The organism is Pseudomonas sp. B21-031, assembly GCF_024748985.1.
Classification (GTDB): domain Bacteria; phylum Pseudomonadota; class Gammaproteobacteria; order Pseudomonadales; family Pseudomonadaceae; genus Aquipseudomonas; species Aquipseudomonas kermanshahensis.
This window is the reverse complement of the sequence record NZ_CP087181.1, coordinates 5,069,743-5,089,247: the sequence shown is the minus strand read 5'-3', so window position 1 is coordinate 5,089,247 and position 19,505 is coordinate 5,069,743. Positions and strand designations below refer to the sequence as shown.

Below are 19,505 nucleotides of genomic sequence, written 5' to 3'. Positions count from 1 at the left end.
GGCCATTCAGGACTATGCTTCCAGTCAGTCGTTGACCTGGATCAATCGTTGTAAATGCAACGATCAGCCGACGATGTGGCCTTTGGGCCGGAATCCCTGCGATTGCACAGAACAATTCCAACTCGCCGCACTCGATACCGTGGGGGCAGTAGGCGCCAGGGCCACGAGCCCGAACGCCGGATTATCTGAAGAGGAAGCACTATGTTCGGTTTAGAGGCCTTAGATCTCGCCCGAATCCAGTTTGCATTTACCGTGTCCTTTCACATCCTGTTCCCGGCCATCACCATTGGTCTGGCGAGCTATCTGGCGGTCCTCGAAGGCCTTTGGCTGCGGACCCACAACCAGGTCTACCGTGACCTCTACCACTTCTGGTCGAAAATCTTCGCCGTCAACTTCGGCATGGGTGTGGTCTCTGGCCTGGTCATGGCCTATCAGTTCGGCACCAACTGGAGCCGCTTCTCCGATTTTGCCGGCGCCGTCACTGGCCCCTTGCTCACCTATGAGGTGCTGACAGCGTTCTTCCTCGAGGCAGGCTTCCTGGGCGTCATGCTGTTTGGCTGGAACCGTGTCGGCCGCGGCCTGCACTTCTTCGCCACGGTCATGGTGGCGCTCGGCACGCTGGTTTCGACCTTCTGGATCCTGGCCTCCAACAGCTGGATGCAGACCCCGCAAGGCCACGAGATCATCGATGGCCGCGTGGTCCCGGTGGACTGGCTGGCCGTAATCTTCAACCCCTCGTTCCCGTACCGGCTGATGCACATGGCCACGGCCGCGTTCGTCGCCACTGCCTTCTTCGTCGGCGCCTCGGCGGCCTGGCATTTGCTGCGCGGGCGTGACAACCCGGCCGTGCGCAAGATGCTGTCGATGGCCATGTGGATGGCGCTGATCGTTGCGCCGATCCAAGCGGTGATCGGTGACTTCCACGGGCTCAACACGCTCAAGCACCAGCCGGTGAAAATCGCCGCCATCGAGGGCCATTGGGAGAACGTGCCGGGCGAGCCGACCCCGTTGATCCTGTTCGGCATCCCCGACATGAAAGCCGAAACCACGCGCTTCAAGGTTGAGATCCCCGCCCTCGGCAGCCTGATCCTGACCCACAGCCTGGACAAGCAAGTGCCCGCGATGAAGGAATTCCCGGCAGCGGACCGGCCCAACTCGACCATCGTGTTCTGGTCGTTCCGGGTCATGGTCGGGCTTGGCTTCCTGATGATTTTCGTGGGCCTGTGGAGCCTGTGGCTGCGCAAGCGTGGCACGCTCTACAGCTCCAGGCCGTTCCTGTACCTGACCCTGTGGATGGGGCCTTCCGGCCTGATCGCCATCCTTGCCGGCTGGTTCACCACCGAAATCGGCCGCCAGCCGTGGGTGGTGTATGGCCTGATGCGCACCTCCGAAGGGGTCTCCAACCACAGCTACGTTCAGCTCGGCTTTACCCTGGTGGCGTTCGTGGTGGTGTACTTCGCCCTGTTCGGCACCGGCCTTGGCTACATGATGCGCCTGGTACGCAAAGGGCCGAAGACGGGCGAGGGGGATGAACCCAACCCAGGTGGCCCAGGCCAGAAACGCACGCCGGCGCGGCCGCTGTCCGCCGCCGATGATGGCCATGAGGCCAACACCGTCAGCCTGAGCAAGGGGAACTGAGCCATGGGTATCGACCTTCCGCTGATCTGGGCCGTGATCATCATCTTCGGCGTCATGATGTACGTGGTGATGGATGGTTTCGACCTGGGCATCGGCATGCTTTTCCCCTTCGTCAAGGGCGAGCGTGACCGTGATGTGATGATGAACACCGTCGCCCCCGTGTGGGACGGCAACGAGACCTGGCTGGTGCTGGGTGGCGCCGGGCTGTTCGGGGCCTTCCCGATGGCCTATTCGGTGGTGCTCGAAGCCTTGTACCTGCCGCTGATCCTCATGCTGATCGGCTTGATTTTCCGCGGCGTGGCCTTCGAGTTCCGTTTCAAGGCCAAGGATGACAAGCGGCACATCTGGGACAAGGCGTTCATTTGGGGTTCGTTGATCGCGACCTTCTTCCAGGGCGTTGCGCTGGGCGCGTTCATCGAGGGCTTCAAGGTGGTTGACCGCCACTATGCCGGTGGCACCCTCGACTGGCTGACCCCGTTCAGCGTGTTCAGCGGGTTGGGCCTGATTGTCGCCTACACCCTGCTGGGCTGCACCTGGCTGATCATGAAGACCGAAGGGCCGCTGCAATTGCAGATGCATGACCTGGCCAAGCCGCTGGCGCTGGTGCTGCTGGTGGTGATCGGTATCGTCAGCCTGTGGACGCCGATCGCCTACCCGCAAATCGCCGACCGCTGGTTCAGCATGCCTAACCTGATCTGGTTCATGCCGGTGCCCATCCTGGTGCTGGTGACCTTCTACGGGTTGCTCAAGGCAGTCGCGCGCAATGCCAACTACACGCCGTTCCTGCTGACCTTGGTGCTGATCTTCCTTGGCTACAGCGGCCTGGGCATCAGCGTGTGGCCAAACATCATCCCGCCGTCGATCTCGATCTGGGATGCCGCGGCGCCGCCGCAGAGCCAAGGGTTCATGCTGGTAGGTACGTTGTTCATCCTGCCGTTCATCCTGGGGTACACCTTCTGGAGCTACTACGTGTTCCGCGGCAAGGTGACCCATGAAGACGGCTATCACTAGGAGGCGCGCATGATGACCGGCAAGCATGGCTTGGAAGAGAAGAAGCCACTGTGGCAGCGGCTGGGTTGGTTGGTGCTGATCTGGGCAATGAGTGTAGCGGCCCTGGGTGTGGCGGCCTACGTGATGCGCCTGTTCATGGGGGCAGCTGGCCTCACCACCCATTGATCACAGGGCTTTAGCCCTTCCTTGTAGGAGCAGCCTTGTGCTGCGAAGAGGCCAGTGGCAGCACGTAGAATTTCGCTGCTGTCACCGGCCTCTTCGCAGCGCAAGGCTGCTCCTACCTGGGTTTTGCAGGCTTGGATTTAGGCAGTCGCAGCGTGTTACTTGCGGGCTTTGAGAATCACGAACTTCGGCGTCGCCGCCACTTGTTCAACCCCGCGGAACAGTCGCGCCAGCTTGCTGTGGTAACCCAGGTGGCGGTTACCGACGATGTACAGCGCACCCCCCACCACCAATGCCTCGCGGGCCTGCTGGAACATCCGCCAGGCCAGGAAGTCGCCGACCACTTGCTGCTGGTGAAACGGCGGGTTGCACAGCACCACGTCCAGCGATTGTTTTTCCACCCCTGCCAAGCCATCGGCGGCCAGCATCACTGCCGGGCGTTCGCCCAGCGCTGCCTGCCAGTTTTCGCGGGCCGATTGCACCGCCATGTACGACTCGTCGACCAGCGTGTAATGGGCCTCAGGGTTATCCAGGGCACTGGCGATCGCCAACACGCCGTTGCCGCAGCCCAGGTCCGCCACACGGGCGGCGCCCAGGTTGCGCGGCAGGTGCGGGAGAAACGCGCGGGTGCCGATATCCAGGCCATCGCGGCAGAACACATTGGCGTGGTTGACCAGTTCCAGCGCCGGCGATTCGAGCTGATAGCGGCTAGGGTAGGGCGAGCGCGCAGTCGGGCGCTCGGCAACGGTGGCCGTCAGCAGGCGAGCTTTTTTTTGCGCCAGCGAGGCTTGTACCGGGCCGATGTACTTTTCCATCAGGTCACCCGCCGCGCGTGGCAGGTGCTTGATCATCGCCCCGGCAATCACCTGCGCGCCTGGCGCCAGGTGGCCCTGCAGGCGGATGAGTTGCTCTTCGAGCAAGGCCAGGGTCTTGGGCACGCGCACCAGTACCCGGTCGAACGGGCCCTGCCACCGCTCACTGGCCGGCACGAACGGCACGCTGTCGAACGGCTTGCCGTTGCGGGCGAGGTTTTTTTCCAGGGCCAGGTGCGCCAGGTGCGAGTCGCCGCTGCTGACCACCTCAAGCTGCCCGGCGAGGCTGGCGGCCAGGGCGCCGAAGCTGTCATTGAGCACCAGTACCCGGCAGTTCGCGTCAGGCGCCTGCTCATGCAGTTGCGCGAGCAGGTACTCGTCGGCGGCATCGAAGGCCTGCAGCGGGTCGTTGGCCTGGTCCGGCTGGCGGATCAGGTCGAGTTCGGCGTAGGGGGTGGTCAACAAGGGCATGGCGTCTGGCTCGGGTACGAATCTGCCCGTTGCGGATCGCCACGGGCTTTGCCGCGCAATTCTACAGGGCTTTGCCGATGGTCGCAGAAATGGCTGTCAGATCCACCCACGCAGGGCGGCAATGGCGATGGCGCCGGCCTTGTTGGCGGCGTTGGTCTTGGTGATCACGCTGCGGATGTGGAAGTTTACCGTGCTTTGCGACAGCGACAGGATGCAGGCGACGTCAGCGGCAGTCTTGCCGGCGGCCGACCATTTCAGCACTTCCAGTTCCCGCTCGCTCATTTTCGGCTGGGATGGGCAGAGTGCGTTCAGGTGGTGCTCGCACAGCACGGCGTGCAGGGTGTGGCACAGCCACTGCACGCTGCCGCCTTTTTCGTACAGTTCGTTGATCGTTATTTTTTCTGCGGGCCTGGCCACGCTGACCTGGCTCTCGTTGTGTTGCAAGTCATGCAGCGACTGTGTCCAGCCATGGCGCAAGCCGTGCTCGCAGGCCGCCTGGCGAAAATGCGGGGCTTCACGGTACAGCTCGTCGCTCCAGAGCACCGGCGTGGTCTGGCAATGGCTTAGGCGTGCGGCAGGGTCCTGCTTGTAGAACTCATCGCGCTGATAGCACTCGATCCACTCAGCGGGATAGTTGCTGTAGAGGTACACCCGGGGCGTCTGGGTGGCGATCTGGATGCGGATGTTCAGCCCGAGGTGTTGCATCCCCAGGTCCTGCACCAAGTGCACAGCGATGTCGAACAGCTTCCGTGGGGATCGCTCGCTGACAAAATGATGAAGATGCTCAGGCTTCCAGTGATGCATCCGTAACACTCCAAGGGGGCAACAGGATCCAATCCGTTTGCATACCCGGAACATTGTAGGAAAAGACCTAGTGTAGCGTTGGGATTTTTTGTTATAGCGATCAGGTTTATCTGCGACATCGCCAGCCTTGGCGTGGTGAGGCCTTACAAACCGGTGGTTTTTATCCAGGCCGCTTTGCGCGACACTGTGCGCACGTCAACCTTGGAGCCCGATATGACCGCCAGCGCCGAAAAGTTCACCCGCCAGACACTGCTCGATGTTCAGCCATTGACGCCGAACCTCTTCAGCCTGCGGGTTACGCGCGATTCGGGTTTTCGCTTCCGCGCGGGCCAGTTCGCTCGCCTTGGCGTGACCAAGGCCGATGGCAGTGTAGTCTGGCGCGCCTATTCCATGGTCAGTGCACCCCATGACGAGTACCTCGACTTCTTCTCGATCGTGGTGCCGGGCGGGGAGTTCACCAGCGAACTGAGCCGGTTGGGCGCAGGTGACAGCTTGCTGATCGACCGGCAGGCCTTTGGTTTCCTGACCCTCGATCGCTTCATCGGCGGCCGCGACCTGTGGCTGCTGGCCACCGGCACCGGCATCGCACCGTTCATGTCCATCCTGCAGGACTTCGAGGCCTGGGAGCGGTTTGACAGCATCAAGTTGGTGTATTCGGTACGCGAGGCGAAGGAACTGGCCTACGTGGACGACATCGCCGGGTTGGAGCAACGTGATTACCTGGCCGAGTTTGCCGGCAAGTTGCAGTTCATTCCGGTGGTCACGCGCGAGCAGCACCCCGGTGCGTTGAATGCACGTATTACCACGCTGATCGAGAATGGTGAGCTGGAGAAGGCGGCGGGGCTGGAAATGTCGCCCGAGCATTCACGCATCATGCTCTGCGGTAACCCGGAGATGATCGATGAAACCCGAAAGGTGCTCAAGGCGCGTGACTTGCAGTTGAGCCTAAGCAAGCGGCCGGGGCAGGTAGCGGTGGAAAACTACTGGTAACGCACGGGGCCGCAATGCGGCCCCAGTACGTTTCAGGGCAAGCGATTCTGGTTCTGCGTCTTGAGCAGGTCACGAATCTCGGTCAGCAGCGTTTCTTCAGCGCTTGGCACGGGCGGCGCGCTCGGTGCCACGGCTTCTTCGCGCTTCAGGCGGTTGATCGCCTTCACGCCCATGAAGATGGCAAACGCAACGATCACGAAGTCGATCACGGTCTGGATGAACTTGCCATAGGCCAGCACCACCGCAGGAATGTCACCTTCTGCAGCCTTCAAGGTAATCGCCAGGTCACTGAAATCTACGCCACCGATCAACAGCCCCAGTGGCGGCATGACCACGTCACCCACGAAGGACGAGACGATCTTGCCGAAGGCCGCGCCGATGATGATACCGACCGCCATGTCGACGACATTGCCTTTGACCGCGAAGGCCTTGAACTCACTGATCATGCCCATGTTCGATTCCTTTGTAACAAATGGTGAGGTAAACGCAGTGTAAGCCACTTAAACGCTTCATGCGTTATCTACAGCCTAATGACTGTGGTTAGAACGAATAGTTTTGTCGCATCTCGAAGCGTTCGAGACACGTCTCGCTCGGCTATCATGGCGGTTTTTCCAGGAGAATCCGCCCATGGCCAAGGCCAAGCGCTTGTATGGCTGCACCGAGTGCGGCGCGACCTTTCCCAAATGGGCCGGCCAGTGCGGTGAATGCGGGGCCTGGAACACCCTGGTCGAAACCATGATCGAAAGCGGTGGCGCGGCCGCGCCCAGCAGCGGCCGTGCCGGCTGGACCGGGCAGCAGGCGCAGATCAAGACACTGGCCGAAGTCAGTGTGGAAGAAATCCCGCGTTTTACCACCAGCAGCACCGAACTGGACCGCGTACTGGGCGGCGGCTTGGTCGACGGCTCGGTGGTGCTGATCGGGGGTGACCCAGGCATCGGCAAGTCGACCATCCTGCTGCAGACGTTGTGCAACATCGCGGTGCAGATGCCCGCGCTGTACGTCACCGGCGAAGAGTCGCAACAGCAGGTGGCCATGCGCTCGCGCCGCCTGGGCCTGCCCCAGGACCAGCTCAAGGTGATGACCGAAACCTGCATCGAAACCATCATCGCCACGGCCCGTGTGGAAAAACCGCGGGTCATGGTCATCGACTCGATCCAGACCATTTTCACCGAACAACTGCAATCGGCGCCCGGTGGCGTGGCCCAGGTGCGCGAGAGCACGGCACTGCTGGTGCGCTACGCCAAGCAGAGCGGCACGGCGATTTTCCTGGTCGGCCACGTCACCAAGGAAGGCTCGCTGGCCGGGCCGCGCGTGCTCGAGCACATGGTCGATACGGTGCTGTATTTCGAAGGTGAGTCCGATGGCCGCCTGCGGCTTCTGCGGGCGGTGAAGAACCGTTTTGGCGCGGTCAACGAACTGGGCGTGTTCGGCATGACCGACCGCGGCCTCAAGGAGGTTTCGAACCCGTCGGCGATCTTCCTCAACCGCACCCAGGAAGAAGTGCCGGGCAGTGTGGTGATGGCCACCTGGGAGGGCACGCGGCCGATGCTGGTCGAGGTGCAGGCGCTGGTCGATGACAGCCACCTGGCCAACCCGCGCCGGGTGACCCTGGGCCTGGATCAGAACCGGTTGGCCATGTTGCTGGCGGTGCTGCACCGCCACGGTGGTATTCCCACCCACGACCAGGACGTGTTCCTTAACGTGGTGGGTGGGGTGAAGGTACTCGAAACCGCCTCTGACCTGGCCTTGCTGGCTGCGGTGATGTCCAGCTTGCGCAACCGGCCGCTGGCCCATGGGCTGCTGGTGTTTGGCGAAATTGGCCTGTCGGGTGAGGTGCGGCCGGTGCCCAGCGGCCAGGAGCGGTTGAAAGAGGCGGCCAAGCATGGCTTCAAGCGTGCCATCGTGCCCAAGGGCAATGCGCCGAAGGAGCCGCCTGCGGGCTTGCAGGTGATTGCCGTGACTCGGCTGGAGCAGGCTTTGGACGCCCTGTTCGAGTAATCCTGCACCGGCCTCTTGGCGGGCAAACAAAAAGGGGAGCCGACGATGCGCATCGGCTCCCCCCGCGTAACCGCTCAATCAGCGGTCAATGCTCGGCAACCGCGCTGCGCCTGGGCGCCTCGTTGCCATGCTCGTCCAGCTCCATCATCGGCACTTCATTGCCTTCGGCATCAAACAGCTTGCCATCCTTGAAGTAGTCGCCATCGCGCAGTGCAGAGATGTCCGAATACTGGATGGTGCGCTCGTAGGCCGCAGCGAACACCGACTGCTGGTCCGAATTACCGGCTGTGAAGTGGTTGAAGATCAGGTTCAGCAGGATGGCCATGATCGCCGCCGAGCTGATGCCGGAGTGGAAGATGGTCTCGAACCAGTTCGGGAAGTGGTGGTAGAAGGTCGGTGCGGCAATCGGGATCATGCCGAAGCCCAGCGACGCGGCGACGATGATCAGGTTGACGTTGTTCTTGTAGCTGACCTTGGACAGGGTCCGGATGCCGCTGGCCGCCACGGTGCCGAACAGCACGATGCCCGCGCCACCCAGTACCGGGGTCGGTACCGCAGCAATCACTCGGCCCATGATCGGCAGCAGGCCGAGCACCACCAGAATCACGCCACCGGTGGCCACCACATAACGGCTCTTGACCCCGGTCACGGCCACCAGGCCGACGTTCTGGGCGAAGGCACTTTGGGTGAACGAGCCGAAGATCGGCGCCAGGATGCTCGACGCCATGTCGGCACGCAGGCCATTGCCCAGGCGCTTGGAGTCGACTTTGGTTTCAATGATGTCGCCCACCGCGAGGATGTCGGCCGAGGTTTCCACCAGGGTCACCATGATCACGATGCACATCGACAGGATCGCGGCGATGTGGAACTCCGGCATGCCGAAGTGGAACGGCGTGGGGAAGGCGAACATCGGGCCTTGGGTGACCTTGCTGAAATCGGTCATGCCCAGCGCCCAAGCGATCAGGGTGCCCACCACCATGGCCAGCAGAATCGACAGGCGAGAGATGGTCGCGCTGCCCAGCTTGCTCAGCAGCAGGACGATGGCGAAGGTCAGCGCCGCCAAGCCAATGTTGGCCATGCTGCCGAACTCCGGCGAGGCGCTGTTGCCGCCCATCACCCAGCGTGCGGCCACTGGCATCAGGGTCAGGCCGATGGTGGTGATGACGATGCCGGTCACCAGCGGCGGGAAGAACTTGGTGATGCGCGAGAACACTGGGGTAATCAGGAAGCCGATGAACGAGGCTGCCATGACCGCGCCCAGCACACCTGGCAGGCCACCGCCGCCCTCGCTGCTGAGAATCGCGCCCATGGTTGCCACGCCAGCGAACGACACCCCCTGCACCAGCGGCAGCTGACAGCCGAAGAACGGCAGGCCCAGCGTCTGCAGCAAGGTGGCCAGGCCACCGGCAAACAACGAGGCGGCAATCAGCATGCCGATCTCGGCACCGTTCAGGCCTGCGGCCTGCCCCAGAATCAGGGGTACCGCGACAATCCCTCCATACATGGTCAACACATGCTGCAGACCATAGGCCAAGTTGGCCCCAAGGCCGAGGTTTTCATCCTCGGGGCGCTTGGCGGGAGACGTGCTAGGGGACGTAGTCATGGAGCAGGCTCTCTGCGTTTATTGTTGTGCCGCTACTGTAGACACTTCCTACAAATGATTGCCACAACAATTGTATACAATATTTTGATCGGAGCGCGAACAAGCAGGCTCGCAAGGTGTGCTAGAGCCCAATGCAGAACGCGTACCAAGTCGACAGAGGCTGTACTAGAGGGGTGTGTACAAAGCACTGCTACCCAGGCTTAAAGCTGTCTGGGTAGACAGGAAACACGGGGTGGGGAGGATGTTAGCTAGCTAAAAGATCCCATTATTCGATGAGTTCACGCAGCTCACGCATCATTTCGGTGCTGTCGGCCACGTTCAATTCCACAAGACGGTGCAAATGGGTCATCGAATCGATGTCGATGTAGAGGCAAACGAAGCCCAGCCGGGAGGGTTCTTCGTGGCGCAGTTCCACTTGCATCTCTACCCGCGTGGAAGGGTCGAGGTGGATGATCGCCTCGAAGTCCTGGGTCAAGTCCGCTTCCCAGTTCGCCGGCCGTTCAACCAGCAGGCCTTTGAGTGAAACGTCCAGCAACTTCGTCGGCCAGCGCTGCAGGCCTTGGCGCAATTCGGTCGTTGCATCGAATTCGATGCGTTGAAAACGGCGGCGTTCGTCGTGATCGCTCATGGGGGACTCTCCGGGTGACAACCTGACTATAGTGAGTATGGTAGGTACATCAGGTACCGCAATCTGGCCGCAGAGGCTCTAGACCAAAGCAAGTGTGGCAATGCGCGATGACTCGCCCTAGACTCGATAGGCGGTCTTTCCAATCCACTAGCTGGAAGCAAACCATGAACAACAATAATAGCCTGCTACGCCATATTCCGTGGCTGGCGCTGGCAGTCATAGGGGCCTGCGCGCTGGGTGTGGTTGCCCTGCGTCGCGGTGAGGCGATCAACGCCTTGTGGATCGTGGTCGCGGCAGTGGCCATCTACTTGGTCGCCTATCGCTACTACAGCCTGTTCATCGCCACCAAGGTGATGCAACTCGACCCTCGCCGCGCCACGCCGGCGGTGCTCAACAACGATGGCCTGGACTACGTCCCGACCAACAAACACATCCTGTTCGGCCACCACTTCGCCGCCATCGCTGGCGCCGGCCCGCTGGTCGGCCCGGTACTCGCCGCGCAGATGGGCTACCTGCCCGGCACACTCTGGCTGATCGCCGGCGTGGTGCTGGCCGGTGCGGTGCAGGACTTCATGGTCCTGTTCATGTCCACCCGCCGCAATGGTCGCTCGCTGGGCGACATGGTGCGCGAGGAGATGGGCCGCATCCCGGGCACCATCGCCTTGTTCGGCTGCTTCCTGATCATGATCATCATCCTCGCGGTGCTGGCGCTGATCGTGGTCAAGGCCCTGGCCGAGAGCCCATGGGGCATGTTCACGGTGATGGCGACCATCCCGATCGCGATGTTCATGGGCATCTACATGCGCTACATCCGCCCGGGCCGCATTGGCGAGATCTCGGTGGTCGGCGTGGTGCTGCTGCTGGCGTCAATCTGGCTCGGCGGCGTGATCGCAGCAGACCCGGTCTGGGGCCCGGCGTTCACCTTCACCGGCGTGCAGATCACCTGGATGCTGGTGGGTTATGGCTTCGTCGCTGCCGTACTGCCGGTCTGGCTGGTATTGGCACCGCGTGACTACCTGTCGACCTTCCTCAAGATCGGCACCATCGTGGGCCTGGCCATCGGTATCCTGATCATCGCGCCTGAGCTGAAAATGCCAGCCCTGACCCAGTTCACCGACGGTACCGGCCCGGTCTGGAAGGGCACCCTGTTCCCGTTCCTGTTCATCACCATTGCGTGTGGTGCGGTATCGGGCTTCCATGCGCTGATCTCTTCGGGCACCACGCCCAAGCTGCTGGACAACGAAACCAACGCCCGTTACATCGGCTACGGCGGCATGCTGATGGAATCGTTCGTCGCCATCATGGCCATGGTTGCCGCCTCGGTGATCGAGCCGGGCGTGTACTTCGCCATGAACAGCCCGGCCGCCGTGGTCGGCGCCGATGTGGCGTCGGTGGCGCAGACGGTCAGCAGTTGGGGCTTCCTGATCACCCCTGAGCAGCTCGAAGCGGTCGCCCGCGACATCGGCGAGCACACCATCCTGGCCCGTGCCGGTGGTGCGCCAACCTTGGCGGTGGGTATCGCGCAGATCCTTCACCAGGTGCTGCCGGGTGAAAACACCATGGCCTTCTGGTACCACTTCGCGATCCTGTTCGAAGCGTTGTTCATCCTGACTGCCGTGGACGCCGGTACCCGTGCCGGCCGCTTCATGCTGCAAGACCTGCTGGGCAGCTTCGTGCCAGCCTTGAAACGCACCGAATCGTGGGGCGCTAACCTGCTCGCCACCGCCGGTTGCGTGGCACTCTGGGGCTACTTGCTGTACCAAGGCGTGATCGACCCGCTGGGTGGCATCAACACCTTGTGGCCGCTGTTCGGCATCTCCAACCAGATGCTGGCCGGTATCGCCTTGATGCTAGGTACCGTGGTGCTGATCAAGATGAAGCGCCAACGCTACATCTGGGTGACCCTGCTGCCGGCCGTGTGGCTGCTGATTTGCACCACCGCCGCGGGCCTGATCAAGCTGTTCGACCCGAACCCGGCCGTGGGCTTCCTGGCTCTGGCCAAGAAGTACAGCACCGCCCTGGACGCTGGCCAAGTACTGGCTCCGGCCAAGGACATCGGCCAGATGCAGCACGTGATCTTCAACGCCTACACTAACGCGGGCCTGACGATTCTGTTCCTGCTGGTGGTCTTCAGCATCCTGTTCTTCGCCATCAAGGTCGGCTACGCCGCCCTCGGCCGCAAGGAACGCACCGACAAGGAAACCCCGTTCCAGGCGCTGCCTGACGCGTAAACGAGAGGACTGCAGCTATGTTCAACGACCTGGGTCGACTGGGTAAGTACCTGGGGCAGGCAGCCCGCCTGATGGTCGGCATGCCCGACTACGACAACTATGTCGAACACATGCAGAACAAGCACCCGGACAAACCGGTGATGAGCTACGAGGCGTTCTTCCGCGAACGCCAGGAAGCGCGCTACGGTGGCAAGTCCGGGCCCAAGTGCTGTTGAGCCTGCAACACCTGTAAACCTGTGGGAGCCCGGGCAACCGGGCTCCCACAGTCATTTTCAGCTTCAGGAGTACTTTGCGTGCAAACGCCTATCCCCGTCACTGTACTGACCGGCTTTCTGGGTGCCGGCAAGACCACCTTGCTCAAACACATGCTCAAGGCCGAGCACGGCCTGAAGATCGCCGTGATCGAAAACGAGTTCAGCGAGGCCGGTATCGACAGCCAACTGCTGGGTGACGAGCCGGTGCAAGTCATGACCCTGGCCAACGGCTGCGTGTGCTGCAGCATCCATGGCGACCTGACCCGAGCCTTGTACCTGCTGCTGGAACGCCTGGACGCTGGCGAGATCGCCTTCGACCGCCTGGTCATCGAGTGCACCGGCCTTGCCGACCCGGCACCGGTGGCGCAGACCTTTTTCATCGACGAGGACCTGCGTGATCGCTACATCCTCGACGGCATCATCACCCTGGTCGATGCTGCCCATGCCGAGTTGCACCTGACCCAGGCCATCGCCCAGGCCCAGGTCGGTTTTGCCGACCGCCTGTTGCTGAGCAAGACTGACCTGGTCGAGCCGGCGGCGGTGGAGGCCCTGCGTGAGCGGCTGTCGCGCATCAACGGCCGTGCCGCTGTGCGTGTGGTCGAGCACGGGCGCATCGATTTAGCCGAGCTGCTCGATGTGCGCGGTTTCAACCTCAATACCGACTTGGGTGTCAGCCTAAAACCCACCCTGCGCCCCGTGCTCAAACCGGCCACCCCGGACCGCATCTCCACCCTGGTGCTGCGCACCGACACCCCGCTGGACATCGATCGGCTCAGCGACTTCATGAACGAACTGCTGGAAACCCATGGCAAGCAGTTGCTGCGTTACAAGGGCGTGCTGAACATTGCCGGCGAAGACCGTCGCCTGGTGTTTCAGGGCGTGCTGAAACTATACGGCTTCGACTGGGATGCCGAGTGGGCAGCAGGCGAGGCACGCGAAAGCGTGATGGTGTTCATTGCCGACGAACTGCCCGAGGCTACGATTCGGGCTGGGTTCGAGGCTTTGAGCAAGCCTTGAGCCGCTGAGGTGCCTGAGCCGCAAACCAGGCTGGCCATGAACTGCGGTGGCGGGTTTGCACGTCGATGCACGGGATCAGGCGCTCAGTCAGCACGGCAGTCTGCCGCACGGCCTTGGCGGTGCGGTATTTGACGCTGTGGATGCACTCGCGGTCGCCGAATTCGCAGCGGTTCAGCGAGGTGCCGCCGCAGGGGCCGTTGGCCAAACCTTTGGGGCAGGTTTCTGGGCAGATGTAGAGGGTGTCTTCGAGGCGGCAGCGGCCGCAGGTGTCGCAGCCCAGCAACGGGCGTTTCACCGCACGTTCCACCCCGTGCAGCACGCGGGCGCCCGAGGCCGAGGCCCACAGCGGTTGGCGAACGGCCCAGCCGAATGCCTTGCTCAACCAATTGTTGCGGCTGAACAGCAGGGCATGGAAGGTGTGCAGCAGGTGGTAGCGCGCTTTTTCTGTGCTCGACGCGCTGACCTTCGACTCGCCTTGGCGCCAGCTTGCTGCTGGGGGGTGGAAAACTACGGCGGGAAGGCCGGGCACTTGCCAGCTGGCAGCCCAGGCGGGCGCCCACTGCGCCAGCGAATGGAGCTGCGCTTGCCAATGTTCGAGACGTTGTTCCAGGGCCAATAACTGCTTGAGTTCGTGAATGCCCGACAGGTGCACGCCGCCGTAGCCCATCAACTTCACACCGATGACCTGCAGGGCCAGGCGGTCGACGCTGCGCGCCTGAGCGTGAGCCTTGGACACGGCGGCCTCGGCTTCGAGCATGTCGCGCATGGACGGGGTGACTGTCACCCCGGCCACGTGATCGAGCATGGCGGCGCGCCCGTGGGTAAGGCTCATCAGGCACGCCAGCAAAGGTTTCGGGTTGGGCTGACGGTTCATCCACGCCTGGGCTTCCTGATGCTTGCTGGCATCAAAGCCCAGTTGCAGGGTCAGAAAATCGGCCCCGGCGGCGAGTTTTTTCTCGGCTTTGAAGTATTGCGCCCCACCTTCTTCCTCGCAGTACTTGAACGGGTTGAGCGCGGCACCCAGCAGCCAGTGCGGGCAGGCTTGGCGCGCGATCTGCAGGGCGGCCACCGATTCCAGGTAGCGCACCGGGCGCTGCCCAGGTTGGTGGCCGGGCAGGCGGTCGCCGGTGAGCAGCAGTAACTGGTCCAGCCCATCGGCGTCCATGCGTTGCAGTTGCGCGAGCAAGTGGTGGCGTTCGCGGTCCTTGCCCGAGAAGTGCGGCAAGGCCGGCACCGGCGAGCTGAAGCTGGCCAGGGCGTCGAGGGGCGACATGTCCAGCGGGCTGCCAACGCGATCACCGATGGCCACCGTCATCGGCCAGCCACACAGGTGCCCGCGGGCCATGATCGCTTGCATGGCGGCGAAGCGTTCCGACGACGGCTTGGGGACGAACTCCATGACGCAGACGAAGGTTTTTTCGTGCAGCGCCGTTTTCAGCAGGCTCATGGATCGGGCACCGAATTGGGGCAGGGTGGCATTGTGCGGCAAATGGTCGAGAGGGTCATGTCCGCATGCGTAGGGCGCTGCTCTGAACAAGACATCCTCACGCTCTGCTCCGGTGTTTTCGCGGGCTTCTGTGTAGGAGCAGCCTTGCGCTGCGAAGAGGCCCGTATGCCGGGTAGAGATGTATTAGCCGTAAGGGCCTCTTCGCAGCACAAGGCTGCTCCTACAGACCTCGCGTGAACATGAGTAAATCTTGATTTCATCTCAAATTAAATGAGTTTGTCTCAAAGACTCGATGCCGGGAAAATTTCCCTCATTCATTTATGCGTTCTGAGGGACAAGACATGGCACTGGCACACACCCTGGGTTTCCCGCGCACCGGCCGCGAACTCGAAAAAGCCCAGGAAGCCTTCTGCAACGGTGAGCTCGACGAAGCCGGGCTGCGCGCGGTAGGCCGTGATCTGCGTGCCACCCACTGGCAGGAACAGAAAGACGCAGGTATCGACCTGCTGCCCGTGGGCGACTTCGCCTGGTGCGACCAGGTGCTCACCCACTCGTTGACCTTCGGCGTTGTGCCCGAGCGTTTGCGCAGCCACGACGGTGCCAAGCCAACCCTGCAAACCCTGTTCGCCATGGCACGTGGCCAGGAAATGACCCAGTGGTTCGACACACACGCTCACTACCTGGCACCTGAGCTCAGCGCCGATCAGCAGTTCGCCCTGAGCTGGGAGCAGCTGTTCGAAGAGGTTGCAGAAGCCAAGGCCCTGGGCCACGCGGTCAAGCCCGTGGTGATCGGCCCGCTGACCTACCTGTGGCTAGGCACCACGCAAGGCGCCGACTTCGACAAGCTGGAGCTGGTCGATCGCCTGCTGCCGCTGTACGACGAAATCTTCAATCGCCTGGCCGCGCAGGGCGTCGAGTGGGTACAGATCGACGAGCCGATCCTGGTGCTCGACCTGCCGCAGGACTGGAAAAACGCCTACGAGCGCGTCTACAACATTCTGCAGCGCGCACCGCTGAAGAAACTGATCGCCACCTACTTCGGTGGCCTGGAAGAAAACCTCGGCCTGGCGGCCAACCTGCCAGTCGATGGCCTGCACATCGACCTGGTGCGTGCCCCGGACCAATACCCCACCATCCTCGACCGCCTGCCCGCCTACAAGATCGTGTCGCTGGGCTTGGTCAACGGCTATGACGACAAGGCCGGCGACCTGGAAAGAGCCGTTACCGTCCTGCAGCACGCCGCCGAACGCCTGGGTGACCGCTTGTGGGTCGCGCCGTGCTGCTCGCTGCTGCACAGCTCGGTGGACCTGGCCGTGCAGAAATGCCAACAAGTGGCCGTGCTTGCCAACGCGGTCAAAGCGCCAGAGGCTTTCGACGTGGCGGCTGCCTAACGCATCCCTGCCGTTTGACGAGGTGCTTATAATGCCGGCTCGAAACGTACTCGACAGGGAGTGATGCGATGAGAGTTCTGGTAGTCGGCGCCAGCAAGGGGCTAGGCAAGGCCTTCATGGAAGGGTTGGGCAAGCCGGGCGATACGCTGATCGGTGTGTCCCGCTCGCGCCCCGAAGGGGTGGTGGCCGGCAAGGGGGTCGAGGTGCAGTGGATTGCGGCCGACCTCGGTCAGCCGGCTGCCGCCGTCGAGGCCGTTGCCCAGGCGCTGGCCGAGGGAGGCGTGGATACCCTCATCTACAACCTCGGGCTGTGGGAGGCCGAGGCGTTTTCAGAACACTACAGCTTCCTGGACGACCACGACCCAGAGCTGCAACACATGGTCGACTGCAACATCACGGCCACTATCCTGCTGATCAAGCGCTTGCTGCCGATGCTGCTGGAAAGCGAGAAGCCACGGATCATCCTTACCGGTTCCACTTCAGGCCTGCCGCAGAGCGGGCGCCCTGAAGTGACGTTTGCTGCGTCCAAGTTCGCCCTGCGCGGGATTGCCGAGGCTTTGCGTGAGGGGTATCGCGAACAGCGCCTGGGCGTGACGTGCCTGAACCTGGGATACCTGAACACCGAAGATGGCCTGAATGTGCCAGTTGCCGACGCTGCGGCGCGGGGGGAGGGCGGGTTGATTCCGCTGCACGATGTGGTACTGATGGTGCGGACGATGCTAGAGCTGTCGGCGGCAAGTTATGTGCGCGAGTTGACCTTGCCGGCCATTGCCGATGAGCGGTTCTGAGTAAGCAGGCCCGGCCTCTTCGCGGGGCCTGCTGGCATCAATGACTGATCAGCGCTCGATCGCCAACGCCACACCCTGGCCACCGCCAATGCACAACGTGGCCAGCCCTTTCTTCACATCACGCTTGATCATCTCGTGCAGCAAGGTCACCAGCACCCGGCACCCCGATGCGCCAATCGGGTGGCCCAGCGCAATCGCCCCACCATTCACGTTCACCCGCGCGGCATCCCATTCCAGTGCTTTGCCCACCGCCAGCGCCTGAGCGGCAAAGGCCTCGTTGGCTTCGATCAGGTCCAGGTCCGCCAGCTGCCAGCCTGCTTTGTCCAGGCAGCGCTGGGTGGCTGAGACCGGGCCGATGCCCATGATCGCCGGGTCTACGCCAGCACTGGCATAGGCCGCGATCTTGGCCAGCACCGGCAGGCCCAGGGCCTTGGCCTTGGTGGCGCTCATCAGCAGCACGGCGGCGGCGCCGTCATTGAGGCTGGAAGCATTGCCAGCCGTGACGCTGCCGTCCTTTTTGAAGGCTGCGCGTAACTTGCTCAGCGATTCGGCAGTGGTGTCCGCGCGCGGCTGTTCGTCGCGTTCGAAGACCTTGGGCTCACCCTTTTTCTGCGGCAGCACGATGGGGGTGATCTCGTCCTTGAAACGGCCCGCCTCGATCGCAGCCACGGCCTTGCGCTGGGACTCGGCGGCGAAGGCGTCTTGCTGCTCGCGGCTGAGGCCGTACTTATCCACAAGGTTCTCGGCGGTAATGCCCATGTGGTAGTCGTTGAAGGCATCCCACAGGCCGTCGGTAATCATGCTGTCGATCAGTTGGCCGTGGCCCATGCGCTGGCCCGTGCGCGCCGAAGGCATGACGTAGGGGGCCAGGCTCATGTTTTCCTGGCCGCCGGCAATCACCACCTCGGCGTCGCCGCAGCGGATGGCCTGGGCCGCCAGGTGCAGGGCCTTGAGGCCCGAGCCGCAAACCTTGTTGAGCGTCAGCGCGGGCACGCTGAAGGGCAGCCCGGCCTTGATCGCGGCCTGGCGGGCCGGGTTCTGCCCAGCGCCGGCGGTAAGCACCTGGCCGAGGATGACCTCGTCGACCTGGGCTGGGTCCAGTTGTGTCTGTTCCAGCAGGCGCTTGATCACGGCGGCGCCGAGGTCGACGGCGGGCACTGTTGCCAAGGCGCCCTGGAAGCTGCCGATGGCGGTACGGGTGGCGGCGACGATGACCACGTCGTTCATGTTGTTGTTCTCCGTGCAAGGGTGAGCGCCGCGAGGGCAGGATGCCTTCAGCATCGGTGGGTTTGGTTGATTTGTTAAGTTTGTTTTTCTTTTGGATTGATCTGGAAAACAAATGAATGACGCTGGCACGCTTGCGCTTATGCAAGCCGCTGGCCCTGGGTCTAAGCTGGATGTCGTGCTGTTTCACTCAACGTAACGGAGCTCATGTCCATGCGCATCCTGATTACTCTCACCCTCCTGATCGGCAGCAGCACAGCATTCGCCGCCACCCAATGCACCACAGCAGATAAAAGCACGTGGCAAGACCCGGAAAAATTCCAGGCCCAGCTCAAGGAACAGGGCTACAAGATCAATAAGTTCAAGGTCACCAAAGGCAACTGCTACGAAATCTACGGTTTCGACAAGGATGGCCGCAAGGTCGAGATCTACCATGACCCGGTCAGCGGCAAGGCAGTCAAGACCGAGTACGAAGATTGAAGGCTGATGCCACGGTGCAGCTGTGGGACCCCCTCCTGCGGCTGTGCCACCTGTCGTTGGCCACGGTGTTTTTCGCGGATTATTTTTTCAATGAAGAGGGCGACGACTGGCACCAGTGGCTGGGCTACTACGGGCTGGCGTGCGTGTTGTTGCGCCTGGTCTGGGGCTTTGTCGGGCCGCAAAGCGCGCGTTGGGCCGACTTTTGGCCGACCCCCACGCGCCTGGCCGCCCACACCCGGGCGCTGGTACGCGGGCAGCCTTACCATCGCCTGGGGCATTCGCCGATTGGCGCCCTGGTGATGCTGTTGATGCTGACCGGGATCGCGGGCCTGGGCCTGACCGGGTGGGCGTCGCAGGAGGTCGACGCCCTGTGGGGCGCCGACTGGCCGATGAGCCTGCACAGCTTCCTGGCCGACGCGGTGCTGGCATTAGTCTGCGTGCACGTGCTGGCGGCGATCGTCGAGAGCCTGCGCCTGCGCGAGAATCTGCCCTTGTCGATGCTGACCGGCAGGCGTCGATTGCCGGACGATCAGTGAGTGCTTGGCGCTGCGCGAGC

Annotated in this window: 18 protein-coding genes and 1 pseudogene; 12 read left to right on the top strand and 7 right to left on the bottom strand. The window is 62.5% G+C overall.

The genetic code is table 11. The annotated features are described in order from the left end of the window. The first annotated feature begins 201 nt into the window (after window positions 1-201). Genes LOY53_RS22750 through LOY53_RS22740 form a run of 3 tightly spaced genes read left to right on the top strand, consistent with a single transcriptional unit; the run spans window position 202 to window position 2,814 of the window. On the top strand, window positions 202-1,638 hold the full coding sequence (locus tag LOY53_RS22750; protein ID WP_027595435.1) for a cytochrome ubiquinol oxidase subunit I: 1,437 nt from the start codon (window positions 202-204) through the stop codon (window positions 1,636-1,638). Between the two features lie 3 nt (window positions 1,639-1,641). Beyond that, window positions 1,642-2,649, top strand: coding sequence for a cytochrome d ubiquinol oxidase subunit II (gene cydB / locus LOY53_RS22745; protein ID WP_027595434.1), 1,008 nt, complete (start codon window positions 1,642-1,644; stop codon window positions 2,647-2,649). 9 nt (window positions 2,650-2,658) lie between these two features. Further along, window positions 2,659-2,814, top strand: a complete 156-nt coding sequence (locus LOY53_RS22740; RefSeq protein ID WP_081717522.1) for a DUF2474 domain-containing protein — start codon at window positions 2,659-2,661, stop codon at window positions 2,812-2,814. A 155-nt stretch (window positions 2,815-2,969) separates the two neighbouring features. On the opposite strand, the gene LOY53_RS22735 is transcribed toward LOY53_RS22740, so the two are convergent. Next, window positions 2,970-4,094: a methyltransferase gene (locus tag LOY53_RS22735; protein ID WP_099455307.1), complete on the bottom strand. Its 1,125-nt coding sequence runs from the start codon at window positions 4,092-4,094 to the stop codon at window positions 2,970-2,972. 96 nt (window positions 4,095-4,190) lie between these two features. Beyond that, window positions 4,191-4,898 carry an autoinducer binding domain-containing protein gene (locus LOY53_RS22730; RefSeq protein ID WP_252825858.1) on the bottom strand — a complete coding sequence of 236 codons (708 nt, stop codon included), beginning with the start codon at window positions 4,896-4,898 and terminating at the stop codon, window positions 4,191-4,193. Between the two features lie 213 nt (window positions 4,899-5,111). On the opposite strand from LOY53_RS22730, the gene LOY53_RS22725 reads away from it, so the two are divergent. Then, window positions 5,112-5,888, top strand: coding sequence for a ferredoxin--NADP reductase (locus tag LOY53_RS22725; RefSeq protein WP_252825856.1), 777 nt, complete (start codon window positions 5,112-5,114; stop codon window positions 5,886-5,888). A gap of 32 nt (window positions 5,889-5,920) precedes the next feature. On the opposite strand, the gene mscL is transcribed toward LOY53_RS22725, so the two are convergent. Further along, window positions 5,921-6,340, bottom strand: a complete 420-nt coding sequence (gene mscL / locus LOY53_RS22720) for a large-conductance mechanosensitive channel protein MscL (RefSeq protein WP_027595230.1) — start codon at window positions 6,338-6,340, stop codon at window positions 5,921-5,923. 175 nt (window positions 6,341-6,515) lie between these two features. On the opposite strand from mscL, the gene radA reads away from it, so the two are divergent. Further along, window positions 6,516-7,886: a DNA repair protein RadA gene (gene radA, locus LOY53_RS22715; RefSeq protein ID WP_027595231.1), complete on the top strand. Its 1,371-nt coding sequence runs from the start codon at window positions 6,516-6,518 to the stop codon at window positions 7,884-7,886. An 85-nt stretch (window positions 7,887-7,971) separates the two neighbouring features. Here radA and LOY53_RS22710 read toward each other — a convergent pair whose 3' ends face one another. Both LOY53_RS22710 and LOY53_RS22705 read right to left on the bottom strand, forming a co-directional pair. Beyond that, window positions 7,972-9,489, bottom strand: coding sequence for a nucleobase:cation symporter-2 family protein (locus LOY53_RS22710; RefSeq protein ID WP_099430435.1), 1,518 nt, complete (start codon window positions 9,487-9,489; stop codon window positions 7,972-7,974). Between the two features lie 265 nt (window positions 9,490-9,754). Continuing rightward, complete coding sequence (locus LOY53_RS22705; protein WP_099455305.1) at window positions 9,755-10,117, bottom strand: PilZ domain-containing protein; 363 nt, start codon at window positions 10,115-10,117, stop codon at window positions 9,755-9,757. A 164-nt stretch (window positions 10,118-10,281) separates the two neighbouring features. On the opposite strand from LOY53_RS22705, the gene LOY53_RS22700 reads away from it, so the two are divergent. From LOY53_RS22700 to yjiA, 3 genes are all read left to right on the top strand, one after another. After that, window positions 10,282-12,348, top strand: coding sequence for a carbon starvation CstA family protein (locus tag LOY53_RS22700; protein ID WP_012274172.1), 2,067 nt, complete (start codon window positions 10,282-10,284; stop codon window positions 12,346-12,348). Between the two features lie 17 nt (window positions 12,349-12,365). Then, a complete protein-coding gene (locus LOY53_RS22695) occupies window positions 12,366-12,563 on the top strand; it encodes a YbdD/YjiX family protein (RefSeq protein ID WP_027595234.1) in 198 nt (65 codons plus the stop codon). Window positions 12,564-12,641: 78 nt separating this feature from the next. Beyond that, window positions 12,642-13,619 (top strand): GTPase, encoded by a 978-nt coding sequence (gene yjiA / locus LOY53_RS22690; protein ID WP_252825855.1) that lies wholly within the window; start codon window positions 12,642-12,644, stop codon window positions 13,617-13,619. Here yjiA and LOY53_RS22685 read toward each other — a convergent pair. Next, window positions 13,579-15,066, bottom strand: a complete 1,488-nt coding sequence (locus LOY53_RS22685) for a methylenetetrahydrofolate reductase C-terminal domain-containing protein (protein WP_258703309.1) — start codon at window positions 15,064-15,066, stop codon at window positions 13,579-13,581. The genes yjiA and LOY53_RS22685 overlap by 41 nt on opposite strands. Before the next feature lie 341 nt (window positions 15,067-15,407). Here LOY53_RS22685 and LOY53_RS22680 point away from each other — a divergent pair. Continuing rightward, window positions 15,408-16,454: pseudogene (locus tag LOY53_RS22680) on the top strand (5-methyltetrahydropteroyltriglutamate--homocysteine S-methyltransferase); the annotation flags it as partial. 71 nt (window positions 16,455-16,525) lie between these two features. Continuing rightward, the gene (locus tag LOY53_RS22675) at window positions 16,526-17,245 is read left to right on the top strand and encodes an SDR family oxidoreductase (protein ID WP_258703308.1); all 720 of its coding nucleotides are present in this window, start codon (window positions 16,526-16,528) and stop codon (window positions 17,243-17,245) included. A gap of 48 nt (window positions 17,246-17,293) precedes the next feature. On the opposite strand, the gene LOY53_RS22670 is transcribed toward LOY53_RS22675, so the two are convergent. Further along, window positions 17,294-18,472 carry an acetyl-CoA C-acetyltransferase gene (locus LOY53_RS22670; protein ID WP_252825850.1) on the bottom strand — a complete coding sequence of 393 codons (1,179 nt, stop codon included), beginning with the start codon at window positions 18,470-18,472 and terminating at the stop codon, window positions 17,294-17,296. Between the two features lie 210 nt (window positions 18,473-18,682). Here LOY53_RS22670 and LOY53_RS22665 point away from each other — a divergent pair, with 210 nt between their 5' ends. Together LOY53_RS22665 and LOY53_RS22660 are read left to right on the top strand one after the other, a co-directional pair. Further along, window positions 18,683-18,949, top strand: coding sequence for a PepSY domain-containing protein (locus LOY53_RS22665; protein ID WP_258703307.1), 267 nt, complete (start codon window positions 18,683-18,685; stop codon window positions 18,947-18,949). Then, window positions 18,946-19,485 carry a cytochrome b/b6 domain-containing protein gene (locus LOY53_RS22660; RefSeq protein WP_252825846.1) on the top strand — a complete coding sequence of 180 codons (540 nt, stop codon included), beginning with the start codon at window positions 18,946-18,948 and terminating at the stop codon, window positions 19,483-19,485. Before LOY53_RS22665 ends, LOY53_RS22660 begins: the two co-directional genes overlap by 4 nt. Window positions 19,486-19,505: the final 20 nt, after the last annotated feature.